The organism is Parasalinivibrio latis (assembly GCF_036825535.1).
Taxonomy (GTDB): domain Bacteria; phylum Pseudomonadota; class Gammaproteobacteria; order Enterobacterales; family Vibrionaceae; genus Parasalinivibrio; species Parasalinivibrio latis.
The window spans coordinates 1722424-1736123 of sequence record NZ_CP098812.1; the positions used below are offsets into that span (position 1 = coordinate 1722424).

Consider the following 13700-nt stretch of genomic DNA (forward strand, 5'->3'; position numbering starts at 1 on the left):
GGTTCAAACGTAAGATCAAGCTCTTGGAAGTAGAATCTTAAATCATTGATAATGTGTTCAAACTGTCTGATAACTGAGTTTGTGTATGGAATCAGTAAAAGAAGAACTTCTAACCCTATTAACTAAAGAGTGCGACTTGTATTCATCCATTCCCGCGAGTGAACAACAGCAACTGCGTGACAAAAAGAACTTTATTAAGGGGCTGATGACCGCCTGCCGAGTTGTAGGTATCAGTTTTGAAGAACTGAACTCGATAATAGAAGCTATGCCTAAACATCCAAAGTTCAATGACATAGATGAGCTGTTGTCTATCCCTACTTATATTCGAAATAACGTTGAGATTCAGTCAAGCTAAAAGGACAGACACCCTAAGAAACTGAGGAAATAGTCATTTTCACCAACAGTTGCTGTGGCTCGGGGAATACCTAATCCAACGTGGCTGTAATCCGCGAATAGTTTAAGGTTAACCCATCATTTTAATGAATGTGATTGGTTATGACCGTTGCCCGTAAATATCAGATTAGTCTTGAAGCCACGCCTTATTATCACTGCGTCTCCCGCTGTGTCAGACGTGCTTTTTTGTGTGGGATAGATGAATATACGGGAAAAAGTTATGAACACAGGAAAGCGTGGGTAGAAGAACGGATTCTTCAACTCTCTGCATCGTTCGCCATTAACATTTGTGCCTATGCAGTGATGAGTAACCATTACCACCTCGTTTGCCATATCGATAAAGCCAGAGCATTACGCTGGAGTAGGGAAGAAGTTATTGAGCGCTGGAGTGCTTGCCATAAAACGTTGCCGGTAATGGTTGAGCGATATTTAATTGGCGAAGAATTAAGTGAAGCTCAAATGATGCTGCTTGATGAAATTGTCGAAAAATGGCGAAAGCGGTTGTACAGCCTCAGTGAATTTATGAAAGCGCTGAATGGTGATATTGCAAAACAAGCTAATCAGGAAGACGACTGCACCGGACATTTTTGGGAAGGGCGATTTAAGAGCCAGGCATTGCTTGATGAGAAGGCACTTGCAGCTGCTATGGCTTATGTAGACTTAAATCCCGTCAGATCTGGTGTGGCTAAAACGCCTGAAGCGTCGCAGCATACCTCAGTTAAACAGCGTATTTTCGCTTTGACTGAAAACCACCAACAACCTGCCTGTTTATATCCATTTGTTGGGGCGGCTAACAATCAATCCAAAGAAGGTCTTCCCTTTAAGCTGATGGAATACCTTGCGCTGGTTGATTGGACAAGTAGGCAATGGCGAGATGACAAAGCCAGTGTACCATCGAATTTACCTGATCTTTTGGCTAGATCCGGTTTAGATGCCAAAGAGTGGCAGCAAGTGATGGTGACATTTGAGCGGAAGGACAGCCAGTTGGTCGGTACAGTAGAGGCCATATCAGAAGCCCTTCCATGTTTTAACCGAAAGCGTATACGTGGTCGAAGACTCGCTGCGTAAATCCTTCAAAATAAACTTCATTTCACAATGTCCACTCCCCCATCATGAGACAGTCTAAACTGTAGTATTTCCTATTCTCTTCCCATATGTGACATCTCAATAAATTCAAGCATGAGGGTTTCTGTCCTTATACGAAAGATGAATATCCAAAGGTGCCTGTCCAGATACACCTCTTCCAAAGGTGCCCTTTCAGATACACCTCTATACACCCCGAATCTAACCTAGAACCCTAGTGAATATGTCTTGATGTCTTGATATAAATATCCCAAGACTAATAGTGTCTGTCCCTATACAAACTATACAAACTATACAAAAATGATCCCTAGACAAAAAAGCGTACTATTTCATCGTTCCCGGCAACCAAAGGGAAATTTGGGGTACAAACGTCAGCAGTAACAGCACGGCGATTAACGTTGCGATATAGGGGACAAGTTCGCGGACAAAGTCTTTCACCGGTATTTTGCTGATGCTGCATGCGGTAAACATCAATGTGCCCAGTGGCGGGGTGACGCCGGCAATGGTTAAATTGAGCACCATAACAATGCCAAAATGCACTGGGTCTATTCCTACTTCAGTGATAACCGGAACCAGAATGGGGGTCAGTAATATCAGTGCTGCGCCACCTTCAATAAACATGCCTATGGCGAGAAGAAGAAGGTTGATCAGCAACAACAGCGCATACGGATTGTCGCTGATTCCCAGCATTAATTCGGCAATCTGGGCCGGGATCCGTTCCCATGACAGGAAGAAACCGAATGTTGATGCTGCACATATAATAAACATTACGGCAGATGTGGCAGTCACGGTTTCAATAAGAATATCCGGTACCTTCCGAATAGAAAACTGCTTGTGAATGTAGCCTACGATGATGGCGTAAAGTACCGCCATGGCACCCGCTTCGGTTGGTGTGAAAATGCCGAACCGGATACCGCCTACAATGCCGACTGGTACCATCAGGGACCAAATCGCCTTTTTCAATGCAGTGAACCTTGAACCCCAGCTCGCTTTCTTTTCCAACGACGGGGCATAACTTCGCAGGCGTGAGATGTGGCTGGTGACCAGCATCAGTGCAATACACAGGACGATTCCGGGTAGTATTCCCGCCAGGAAGAGTTTGCCAATGGATACATCACCCATAAAGCCATACAGGATCAACCCGATGCCGGGCGGAATAATTACGCTGATAATTGATGAACTTGCTGTTACCACAGCGGAAAAAGCGGTGTGGTACCCCCGCTTATCCATTTGGGGAACCATGATTTTACTTTGCATTGCAGTGTCGGCGTTTGCACTGCCGGACATCCCACCCATCAGTGTACTGAGGAGTATATTGACCTGTGCCAAGCCGCCAACCATGTGTCCGGTAAAGCTGTCTGCCAGTTTCATTAATCTCTCGGTGATACCCGAGTGGTTCATGATGACGCCGGTCATAATGAAAAACGGGATAGCGAGGAGGGGGAAAGAGTGGGTAACTGAAACAAAGCGTTGAATAAAGATCTGATGCTGAATACCGCTGCTTAAAAGGAAGAAACTTAACCCGGCAATTGCAAGTGCAAAGGCGACAGGGACATTTGCTGCAAATAAGGCGAACAAAACCACCACAGGCAGGTAATCCATTACAACACCTCCTTGTTATGTATGGCGTCAGAAACCCCGGGCGCGTATGGTGATACAAACAATTGCCGGGTGCCGTGAATAAACATAAAAAGGAACGCCAGGCATGTCGCTCCATAGACAAATGTAAACGGAAGGCGCAGAACCGGGGAGGGCCGGTTCCACGACTGCCACGCCATTATTACTGCTAGGTAAAATGTATAAGCGATAAAGGCTAATATAATTAATGTCGTGATTTTGTGGAGTACTTTCTGGTATCGAACCGGGAACAGCTCAACGATAACGGGAACGCCGATGTGCAGTCCCCTGCGAAAACACACCGATGCCCCGAGAAATACCATCCAGGTAAATGCAATGCCGGAAAGCTCTGTCGTCCAAACTGCAGGCTGCTCTGTGATGTAGCGTGTGAGAACACCCCACAGAACGGAAAACAACACGACACACATGGCGAGGGAGGAGAGCAGGACTTCAGCCTGCCCAACCCAGGTATACAGCTTGTTTGTCATGAAGCCTCTTAATTGTCGAGAATTTCGCGTACCTTCACGTACAAACCGTCCGACCAAGCCGGGAACTGGCTGTAGACTGACGCAGTGGCCTTGCGGAATGCGTCGGTATCAACATCCCTGTTTACCTTCACCCCTTCAGACTTGAGCTTTTCTATAAGAGGTTCGGCTGTTTCCGTCGACAACTTTGTCATGTATTCACCTGCATTGGCAGATTCTTCCAACAAGGCTGTTTGGATATCGGCAGGGAGACCGGCGAAGTAGTCAGCGTTTATTACCAAGCCGATAAACGCTTTGAAATGACTGGTTAGAGAGATGTACTTTTTGCTTTCGTACAGTTTTGCTGCATAGATTGAGCCCAGCGGTGCTTCTGCGGCATCAACAACACCGGACGACAAACCTGTGTACACTTCAGACCATGCCAGTTGGACACCGCGTCCGCCCATGGCCTTGACGGTCTCTATCCACATTACGTTTGGTGGAACCCGGACACTGACCCCCTCCAGATCTGAGGGCGTTTTAACCGGTTTGTCTGTGATGATATGACGTTCACCAAACAACCAGTTCATTGAGAGTACTTGGAAGTTACCTTTTTTCTTGACCTCTTCAACCATGTCCCGGTAGAGGGAAGATTCCAGTATTTTCCTGAAATCCTTCGGGTCGTCGAGCAGGTACGGTCCATTCAGTACGCCAAAATCCGGCGCATAGTCTGATAAGTATCCGGGGTCAGCAGTCTGTATTACCGGCAGCCCCAGTTTTACCTGTTCATAAACTTCCAGGTTTGTACCTAATTCAGCATTAGGGTGAATAGTGATGTTTACTTGGCCCTCTGTGCGCTTTTCTACATTTTCTGCGAAATACTCAAGGGCTTGGTGGAGTGGCTCTTTATTCGAAGTAACATGAGCGAGTTTAAGCTCATATTGTGCTGCGTTAGCTAAAGGAATAAAAGCGAGGAATATTGCCCATAACGCGGTTCTATAACTTCCCATGTCCTAACTCCTTGTTTCATATTCTCTTGATGCTTTGGGTGAGTGAAAACGAACGTCAAACTGCTCAGTGAGAGTAAAAGTTTTTTGGAATAAGGGATGCAAATTAGAGTTTATATGCAAAATGTAATTTCATATGCGACACTTAAAGCCTAAAAGCAAGCTGGTTAAAAAACAAGCGGTTCGAGCGGGTGAACTGGTGCATTTGTGAGACAAAAGTGAGTTATAGGCAAACTAAGCTGAAAATGATGAAAAAGAGAGGACTGTTCGGAAGATAGGAACTGCCAATAGGGCAAGTTTGTTCCAATTGTATTTAAAAACTGGTTTTGCCAATGACAGGGAAAATAGAAGTTGGAATCGTGGTTTACAAAATACCCATGATCGCAAGTCTGGACCGGCAAGGAGAGTGCGATGGATTCGAAAATTACCGAAATTGGGCAAATTGCCGTAACGGTGCGTGATGTGGGGATTTCCCTGACCTTCTATAGAGACATACTTGGTCTGGAATTACTGTTTTCTCCGACAGAAAACTTGGCGTTTTTACAATGCGGTGCCACCCGAATCATGTTAACGACGCCGCAGGGAGCGGGAGAGGTAGGAAAAAACTCTATTCTGTACTTCAAAGTGACAGATATAGGGAACCAGTTTCAATCTATGGTGCACAAAGGCGCCACTCCAGAACGTGAGCCTCAGATTGCCGCCCAGATGCCCGATCATGATCTTTGGATTGGATTTTTGAAAGACCCGGATGGAAACCTTGTCGGTTTGATGGAAGAAAAGTGCTGATACTACGAAGTGTCAGGTTCGAGAGAAAACACGACTGGCAAATATGGTTGATTTCTTCTGCTGTGGTGGCGCGATAAGCAGTTCACCCATTGTGGTGCGAACTGCTTAAATCCAGGTTGCGCTATTGCATCGAATGAATACCGATACGATTGCCTTCCGAATCAACGAAATGGGCAATGTAGCCAATTTCGTCACCCAGATGGGTTTTCGGCAACAGGACTTTCCCGCCCGCCGGCTCTACTTTTGACAATGCTGTAGTGAGGTCATCACAGCCGTTTAAATAGACCAGGCTGCCTTCACCGGATGGTGAGTAACCCATCCCGCAAACAACTGAGCCTGAGACAAGACCTTGGTTTCCGTGTGGAAACAGCCCATGTTTTAGACCGGCCAGTTCTATTGCTTCAATATTGATATCAAGGATTGTCTGGTAAAAGGTTACTGCACGTTCAAAATCAGTCGCCGGGATTTCAAACCATACAGCAATGTTGCTGTTTTTTATGTCCATTTCCATTTCTCCACTGTTGCGTTCAATTGACAGTGGGAAGGATATAGGAGCCCTGCTGACAGCATTGTGTCAGTAGAGTTCTGCTCTCACACTTTTATCATCCCAATCCCGGCTTCCTGAAAAGCGCTTCAATATTCGCCCGTTTCCCCCAACCAAAACGGAGCTTGGAAAACCGGTAACTTGCCATTTTGTGGCGCTTTTGCCATCCGGGTCGAGGATGACGGGAAGGGACAACGGGTAATCGTGGAGAAACTGCCGGACAGCATTTTCCGGCTCACCAACATTGATGATTTTAAGCGCAATGCCCCGGTTATCAAGATGCGGCGAAAGGGATTCAAATTTTGGCAATTCTTCCCGGCACGGCGCGCACCAGGTGGCCCAGAAATGGAGCAGGGTGGGTTTGCCTTTGTCAACGAGTGTATCGGTACCGGCAAGTGGCAATAACGTCGGCGGCTTATTTTGTAAAGCCCGGATGCCAACATCACTGACGGGGGCTGCGAATGCATCGGCCACCAATTCATCTACATTACTCCCTGTCAGGGAGAGCAGAAAGGCGTTGAGGTCATCCATTTCTTGCACTGAAAGCCCAAGAGGTCTGATCAACGGGCTCAAGCCGGGGTTGGGAATGCCGCCTCGGTTATAAAATTCAATGACATCCTTCAGCGTACCCAGACTGCCATCGTGCATATAGGGGGCGGTCAGGGAGATATTCCTGAGGCTGGGAGTACGGTATTTCCACCGGTCAGCGGGGTTTTGGGTGATTTCATAGCGGCCGAGATCCTGTGGTGGGGGTTCACTGACCGGGGCTATGACATCCGGATCAATTTCCAGTGTGATGCCGGGGGCGACAAGCACGGGGACAGGTTTATTGTTTAACCCCATGGAATTGGCAAAACCGATGCCGGTGTTGTGAAGGTCAAAATCGCTGAAAAGTGTGCCGGAATCATTCAGGGTATGACAGGCACTGCACCCCGCTTTGCCGGTAAACAAGTGGTATCCGCGTTGCTCCTTTTCGTCCAGGGATTTGCTCTCATTGCCATAAAACCAGCGGTCAAACCGAGAGTTGGCAGAGAGCAGGGCGGACATGTAGGCCGCCAGTGCGTTCCCAAGTGTTTGCATCGAAAGAGGCTGGTTAAACGCTATCTCAAACAGGTTGTTGTAGTCCGGCAAGCTTCGGATTTTATTCAGCACGTACCCCACAGACGGGTTGGCCATTTCATTTCGGGCAAGAAGAGGTGACCAGATTTGCTCGGCGAGCTTGGTATCCCTGCTGTCATGGAAATACGCTGGAAATAGCGCGGTATTGAAAAGGGCAGGTGCGTTGCGTCGGATGGTACGCCCCTCCACACCGACCGGGGTACGCAGCTCGTTGTTGGTAAAACCTTGCTCGGGAATGTGGCACATGGCGCAGGAGAAGGTGTCGTTCAGCGAAAGCCGTCGGTCATAGAAAAGTTTCCGGCCAAGGTTGATGCGGTTAACAGTGACTGTCCCTGTAAGCCTGCCTACTGTCCCTGTAAGCCTGCCTGGTAGGTTTGGTAAACCAAGGGGAGGATCTTCCAGGATTCCAAGCAGGTCAGCAGGCTTCCCGGTACGGTCTGCCAGCGCCAGTGCATCTGTCTGGTATTCGCCGGATTCATACCCTTGTTTGCTGTCACCTGGGCGGGAGAGGCGGTTTTCAGCGGCCAACCTTCCCTGGATGTTCTGGTTTGAAGATGATTCAAGCATCAGGGTTTCAACGTCCGCCAGAAGGACATCAGCATGAAGGAAACCCACACTGTAGATATTTCGTATCTGCTGTTCCGGATCGATGAGGTAAACACGCAATACGTGGGAAAAATCCGGTGCATTGTGTCCACCTTGAGAGAGGGTTTTCTGGATCTCCTGGTCGAAACCGGTCAGGAGAGGGGAAAGTGATGCTTCATTCTCTGTGGTAAGAAATGCCCATTTCCCGGCTTTTCCAGCGTAGGAGAAGTTTTGTTGGAAGGCTTTTAGATTACCCGGTGTATCAAAAGCCGGGTCGAAGCTAAGACTAAACAGTTGCAGGTCCCTGGCAAGTTGGGGTGAGGTCTGCATTCGGGTTTTGATTTGGTTAAAAACATGGAATGCGAGCGGGCAGCCGCCGACATCGCTGCACCGGGTATATATAAAACTCAGCAACGTATATTTACCGCTAAGCAGGTTGGAAAGCCGTTCAGGTTTCCCTTCTGTATTGAGAACAGTGCCATCAGCGGCAGGTTTAATTGGGGGCAGGGCATAGCTTCCTGGATCAGGGATACGGTAAGGCAACGGGCCATACCCCAATGCCGGCGCTGCCCCATTAACTGGCTGGGCAAAGCACCAGAAAACCAGCAACACCGTCAGGTATGTTGCCGGCTTATGTTTCAGGGACGAATGGATACAGGTAACCAACGGCAGTCCCGGTGTTACTGAGAGCCGACGCTCGCCAGAAGATCGTTATCGTCGGTCTTGAGCCCCGGTTTGTTGGTGATGTTATACAGCGAGTACGCACCGAACCGCATTTGGTGCGGGCGGCCCAATTTTTCAGCTTCAAAGTCAATGGCAAACTGCTCGTTCAATTGTGTGCCATCCCATGTGTAAGCTTTGAAGTACTGGTCACCGGCGTCTCCTTTTTTGTCCCAACGGGATAGCAGTGAAGATGTGTAGTACACCCTTTTTCCGTCCCAGCTTTGGGAAGCCATGTTGACCTGTTTACCGATAGATTTTTCATATACCTGTTTCGGGTTAAACGGATCTGACATATCAAAGAAGCGGGATTTTCCATCCATAAAGGTATTGATCCAAAGTCCCTTGTCATCGGCAGTCAGGGATATGTCGACGGGAAGCGGTACCTTGGATGCATCACCGATATCGGCCACGGCTTTGGCTTGCCAGCCGGATTGCTTGTCTTCGTATATCAGCCATAGCTTTGACGTCAGTGCTGTGGTGGTTACGCACCAGTCATTGCTTGGGGACCAGGCGCATCGAACTTCGAGCGGCGCACCGGGAACATCAAAGATTTTCTTGGGTTGCCGGGCATGAAGATCCCAAACAACCACAGTGTTGCCAAAACGCTTCATGGCTTCCGGGTCTTTCAGCATCTTGCCGAAATCCATCATGTAGTTTGACCAGCCGGTAAAGGATGAGGTTACCAATACATTGCGGCGGGGCAGTGCGCGGATGTCGTAGCCGTACCCGTCTGCGTACTTACCGGTTTTCACTGCTCCTTCAAGGTTTTGGTCTGTTGGCATCCAGTAGGTTGCGAGGTATTTCCCTTCGTTCGAGTACTCGACCAATGCGGTCCGGCCGCCATGGTCTTTGTTGTTTGACAGCCCGGTGACAAGCATTCTTCCCGGCATGGCGTAAGTGGTATGTGGCCCGACAACCCCACCGGAACGGGATACGAAATCGGTCACGGTATGTTTAAGGCTTGGTTTGGCCGGGTCAGAGGAGACATCAAAAATAAAGATTTTGTTGGTATCCAGGCCTCCTGCCCAAAGGTATTTGCGGTCATCGGTGAAGCCGGAATGGTGGGCCTCATTGCGCCCGCCAACTGAAAGCGTATGGACGATTTTTCCGTAGTTTTCAGAGTCCGGGTTCACGTCAACAGTAACCAGTTTATCCTGTCCGTCGCCAAGCCCTTCTTTGCCAAGGGTCCATACGTAGACAAAATCTTCCTGTCCGGTGATTTTTGCCATGTAGGGTGACATGCAGGTTTCATCAGTCAGAGCCGGGGTGGAGACAAGGGTACCGGTCAATACAGCCGCAGCACTTAGAACTTTCCTTTTCATCGTGCAAATCCTTTAGGCTTTTTGCTTAGATCTTTTGATCCTAATCTAGTGTGTAAGGAAATCTATTGCGTAAAGGGGATTCACTTTTCCTGTATGCCAACAGTCCTGAAGATCTGACTGACGAGCCTGACTGATTGGTTCTTACTCTCGCCTGACCGCTGCCATCATCCAGGAGGCACTTTTTTCTACCCGCAGGTTGGCAATTTTTTCCGGCTTGACACCGATGTCATCGAGAAGGTAATCCGGATACACCAGTAACTGATCCATAGCGTGTTTGTTCGCCTTACGGTCTTTCCTCGCTTTCCATTTCTGAGACAAAGCATCAATTATTTTCTTATAAATCGATAAAGCCAGTGCCTGAAAACTGATGTGTGATACCTGGTTCATGATGCCTCTCCTTTGGTTCAGTGAAACGAAAGGTTTCGTTGGGGAAAGATTCAGTACAGGTTAATCATCGGTTGATTTTTAAGCGGTAACAAACGAGGATTTATATAGGGCAGTTAAGAATATCTAAGTCATGGAAGAGCGTTTACCTCCACTCAATGCCCTCAGGGCTTTTGAAAGTACGGCCCGTCACCTCAGCATCAAAAAAGCTGCTGAAGAACTTTTTGTCACCCCTGCTGCAGTCAGCCAGCAAATTAAAATGCTGGAAAACTATCTCGAAACTCAATTGTTCGAAAGGAAGATCCGCTCTATTGCCCTTACCGAAGACGGATCAAAACTGTTTCCCTATGCGGAAGAAGGCTTTTCCAAGCTGGAAGAGGGTATCCGGCAACTTCGCCGGACAATGGAGAGCAACGAACTGGTTGTCAGTGTGTCACCCACGTTTGCTGCCAAGTGGCTTCTGCCGAGGTTAGGTATTTTCAACAAAGCGTATCCCCAGTACCGCTTGCGTATTGACGCCAGTGACAATTTAGTCAGTTTCAGGAATGACGGTGTCGATGTGGCGTTGCGCTATGGGCAGGGCAATTATCCGGGGGTGCACTGCGAGTGTCTGATGGAAGAGGTGGTTGTGCCGGTCTGCAGCCCAACACTGGCTGACGACGTCCATCCTATTAATAAACCGGAAGACCTCCGCCACCACGTGCTGCTTAGAAATTCCTGGCAGATAGGGCAGGAAAACGCACCCTGCTGGGGAATGTGGTTACGGGCGGCGGGTGTAAGCGGTATCGACCCGGATGCGGGCCATAACTTCTCTACCGAATTCCTGGCGGTCCAAGCAGCCATTGAAGGGCAGGGGGTGGCCCTGACGGCAAAGGCCCTGGTGGACAGGGATATCCGAGCAGGGAGGTTAATTTTCCCCTTTGATGATACGCACGCCCAGCCAGCAAAATTTTGCTATTTTCTGGTCTGTCCTGAAGCACACCTCCGTAATAAGAAGGTTCGGGCTTTCAGGGACTGGATATTTGAGGAGCTGAAAAGATAGCTTGGGGATTAGACGACGGGTATCTCGGTTTGTCCACACTCACCCTTAGGCCATGGGTGACAAAAAGGTGAGTGTTTGCCAGTCGCCCGTATACCGTTAGCGGGTGGTCGGTTTCAAATTCGATTTCCTCCCCGCATTTCACCACCACTTCCTGGTCGTCGAAATAGAGGTAGAGGTAGCTTTCACTGCCAAGTTTCTCAATAGCAAACAATTTGGCTGTAAAGGTGTAATCAGCATGCTCGGGTGAGAGGCTGAGGTGCTCAGGTCTAACCCCGAGATACATTTTGGGTGTAGTTTCGCTTCCGGGAATCAGTTCTACGGTGAGTAGCTGGTCACCGAGCCGTACACTTGCGTTCCCTTCTGAAACCTCAACCTTTTTTACCCGCATAAAATTCATAGCCGGCATGCCGATGAAGCTGGCGACAAAGCGGTTAACCGGGTTATGGAACAGGGTCATCGGGGAGCCCTGCTGCTCAATCCTCCCTTTATTAAGCACCACAATTCTGTCAGCCAGCGTCATGGCTTCAGTCTGGTCGTGGGTAACGTAAATCATGGTGGATTTAAGCCGCTGCTTGAGCTTTATCAGCTCCAAACGCATTCCAACGCGCAGGGCAGCATCAAGGTTGGACAGGGGTTCATCGAGCAGGAAAAGAGTCGGGTCCCGGCTTATCGCCCGGCCGATTGCCACCCGTTGTCGCTGGCCTCCGGAGAGTTCTCTGGGTTTGCGGTCCAGAAGGTGGCCAATTTGCAGTGCTTCTGCGGTACGCCTGACGGTCTGCCGGATTTCATTTTTCGGCATACCGGCTATTTCCAGCCCAAAACCGATATTTCTCTCAACCGTCATATGGGGGTAAAGGGCATAGGACTGGAAAACCATGGCAATGCCTCTGTCAGCAGGCTCGCCGGAGGTTACATCTTCACCGTCGATGAAGACTCTGCCGTCTGTTACCCGTTCCAGTCCGGCGATGATGCGGAGCAAGGTAGATTTACCGCAGCCGGAAGGCCCCACCAGAACGCAAAATTCGCCATCGGGAATTTCCAGGTCGATTGGAGGAATAACTAAATTGTTTCCAAATATCTTGCTGACATTATCCAATTTCAGCGTTGCCATGGTTGCCCTCCATCTGCTTTAGAATGGTGTCTGTCCCCATAACATTCACTTCCTAATGGTGTCTGTCCCGGTAGCCAGTCCCGGTAGCCAGTTGGCGAGCCTGATACCAGCTTTGGCGGGCTGAATCCGACACGGGTGTGACACAAACCGGGTGTACAGGCGTCATCGGCAGTGTTGCATGGTTTTCCGGTATTATTGCGTCCGCTGCCAGTAATGCGGCACCGGCTGCACTGGCATCCGGTGTGGTGGCGTTGTAGCAGGGGAGCCCGGTGACAGAGGCAATTACTTTCAGGAGCGGCTGAACCTGAGACCCGCCGCCGGAGAAGTGGAGGGATTTAACCGGGATGCCCAATTCCTGTGCCTGGTGGATGATGTAATCGAACTCCAGCGCAATACCGTTAAACACCGCACGGCATAAATCTGTATCGTCAGAGGTGAGGGTCATGTTCAGCCAACCGGCACTTAGCTGGTGGTTGGGTTCCGGTGCACCTGAGCCGGAAAGATAAGGCAGAAACTGGACATTGGTGTCACAGAGCAGTGCGTGGCCAGCCAGCTGGTCAAAACTTCCCGTTGTGAGGTGGAGGACTCTCTTTAGCCAGTTGAGCGTTGGCCCCAACGCGGGAATGGTGCCGATCACCTGGTAATTGTCCCCGAACCCGAAAGGAAATAGATGAAAATCGCCTGACCATGATTTTGGAAGCCGGTCTTTGGCAAGTGAGAACGAGAGTACGCCGGATGTCCCGAGGGAAACGGACACGGCGCCTTCGCGGTAGCCGCCTACCGCGCGTGCAGCGGTTGCCTGGTCACCGGCTCCGATGACCATAGGAATGGCCGGTGTACGGGACACAACATAGGTAGCGAGATTAAGTTCCCCGGCGATATCTGATGCATCCGCAGTTTGCGGAAGTGAATGTGCCGGAAGGTGCGCGATATCCAGTATGTCTGCCTGCCAGTTACCTGAAACAGGGTCGTAGCACTGCATGCCGGCTGCCTCGTTTCTGTCGGTAACAAACCGGGCTGAGGGATCCAACGCATGGCGGAGGTAATCTTTGGCACAGTAAAGGCGCTGGGTTTTGGATGGCAGAGCCGGGTCCATGTTTACTGCCCACAACCATTTTGCGAGCGTAAAGTCTGGTAATGGAGTATTGCCCGTTTTCTTTACCCATTCACCGCGGTTGAGAGGGGTTTGGTTCAGCGCATCGAAGCCGTCCATATCAAGCCAGAGCCTTACCGGGGCGACAATATCTCCGTCTTTCCCGGTAACTAACAAGGTATGCATCTGACCACTGAAACCGAGGGCTTCCGGCTGGTGGATTTTCATCATCTCCCGCAGCAGCTTATGGGCAATGCGGTGCCAGGTTTCCGGCTCCCGCTCTGGTGCACCGTGCTCGTTATAGGTTTCGCTGCGCGCCCAGACGACGTCACAGTCCTGGCCGTTAACGGTTACCAAAACGGCTTTCATTGATGATGTTCCTACATCCAAACCACCAAAGTATCGCGTCATAGCGTCCTCCAACTGT

13 protein-coding genes are annotated in these 13700 nt (G+C 49.6%); 4 read left to right on the forward strand and 9 right to left on the reverse strand.

From position 1 onward, the window contains the following. Nucleotides 1–85 precede the first annotated feature (85 nt). Together NF212_RS08230 and NF212_RS08235 are read left to right on the forward strand one after the other, a co-directional pair. Complete coding sequence (locus tag NF212_RS08230; RefSeq protein WP_434360528.1) at nt 86–355, forward strand: hypothetical protein; 270 nt, start codon at nt 86–88, stop codon at nt 353–355. A 140-nt stretch (nt 356–495) separates the two neighbouring features. Next, the gene (locus NF212_RS08235; RefSeq protein ID WP_434360530.1) at nt 496–1461 is read left to right on the forward strand and encodes a transposase; all 966 of its coding nucleotides are present in this window, start codon (nt 496–498) and stop codon (nt 1459–1461) included. A gap of 339 nt (nt 1462–1800) precedes the next feature. On the opposite strand, the gene NF212_RS08240 is transcribed toward NF212_RS08235, so the two are convergent. From NF212_RS08240 to NF212_RS08250, 3 genes are read right to left on the reverse strand one after another with little or no spacing between them, the layout of a single operon-like run. After that, on the reverse strand, nt 1801–3078 hold the full coding sequence (locus tag NF212_RS08240; RefSeq protein WP_434360532.1) for a TRAP transporter large permease: 1278 nt from the start codon (nt 3076–3078) through the stop codon (nt 1801–1803). Next, entirely contained in the window at nt 3078–3581 is a 504-nt protein-coding gene (locus tag NF212_RS08245) for a TRAP transporter small permease (protein WP_434360534.1), read from the reverse strand. The genes NF212_RS08240 and NF212_RS08245 overlap by 1 nt, the downstream gene beginning before the upstream one ends. An 8-nt stretch (nt 3582–3589) precedes the next feature. Further along, nucleotides 3590–4567, reverse strand: coding sequence for a C4-dicarboxylate TRAP transporter substrate-binding protein (locus NF212_RS08250; protein WP_434360536.1), 978 nt, complete (start codon nt 4565–4567; stop codon nt 3590–3592). 408 nt (nt 4568–4975) lie between these two features. On the opposite strand from NF212_RS08250, the gene NF212_RS08255 reads away from it, so the two are divergent. After that, nucleotides 4976–5350 (forward strand): VOC family protein, encoded by a 375-nt coding sequence (locus NF212_RS08255; RefSeq protein WP_434360538.1) that lies wholly within the window; start codon nt 4976–4978, stop codon nt 5348–5350. 121 nt (nt 5351–5471) lie between these two features. Here NF212_RS08255 and NF212_RS08260 read toward each other — a convergent pair whose 3' ends face one another. The 4 genes from NF212_RS08260 to NF212_RS08275 form a co-directional block, all read right to left on the reverse strand. Then, entirely contained in the window at nt 5472–5855 is a 384-nt protein-coding gene (locus NF212_RS08260; protein WP_434360540.1) for a VOC family protein, read from the reverse strand. A 69-nt stretch (nt 5856–5924) separates the two neighbouring features. Next, a complete protein-coding gene (locus tag NF212_RS08265) occupies nt 5925–8264 on the reverse strand; it encodes a cytochrome c peroxidase (RefSeq protein ID WP_434360542.1) in 2340 nt (779 codons plus the stop codon). A gap of 14 nt (nt 8265–8278) precedes the next feature. Further along, the gene (locus tag NF212_RS08270; RefSeq protein WP_434360544.1) at nt 8279–9643 is read right to left on the reverse strand and encodes a selenium-binding protein SBP56-related protein; all 1365 of its coding nucleotides are present in this window, start codon (nt 9641–9643) and stop codon (nt 8279–8281) included. A gap of 141 nt (nt 9644–9784) precedes the next feature. Further along, nucleotides 9785–10030 (reverse strand): hypothetical protein, encoded by a 246-nt coding sequence (locus tag NF212_RS08275; RefSeq protein ID WP_434360546.1) that lies wholly within the window; start codon nt 10028–10030, stop codon nt 9785–9787. A gap of 130 nt (nt 10031–10160) precedes the next feature. On the opposite strand from NF212_RS08275, the gene NF212_RS08280 reads away from it, so the two are divergent. After that, nucleotides 10161–11069, forward strand: a complete 909-nt coding sequence (locus tag NF212_RS08280) for a transcriptional regulator GcvA (protein ID WP_434360548.1) — start codon at nt 10161–10163, stop codon at nt 11067–11069. Here NF212_RS08280 and NF212_RS08285 read toward each other — a convergent pair. Both NF212_RS08285 and NF212_RS08290 read right to left on the reverse strand, forming a co-directional pair. Continuing rightward, nucleotides 11035–12180, reverse strand: a complete 1146-nt coding sequence (locus tag NF212_RS08285; protein WP_434360550.1) for an ABC transporter ATP-binding protein — start codon at nt 12178–12180, stop codon at nt 11035–11037. The two genes, NF212_RS08280 and NF212_RS08285, sit on opposite strands and share 35 nt — an antisense overlap. A gap of 52 nt (nt 12181–12232) precedes the next feature. After that, a complete protein-coding gene (locus NF212_RS08290) occupies nt 12233–13684 on the reverse strand; it encodes an FGGY family carbohydrate kinase (RefSeq protein WP_434360552.1) in 1452 nt (483 codons plus the stop codon). Nucleotides 13685–13700 lie beyond the last annotated feature (16 nt).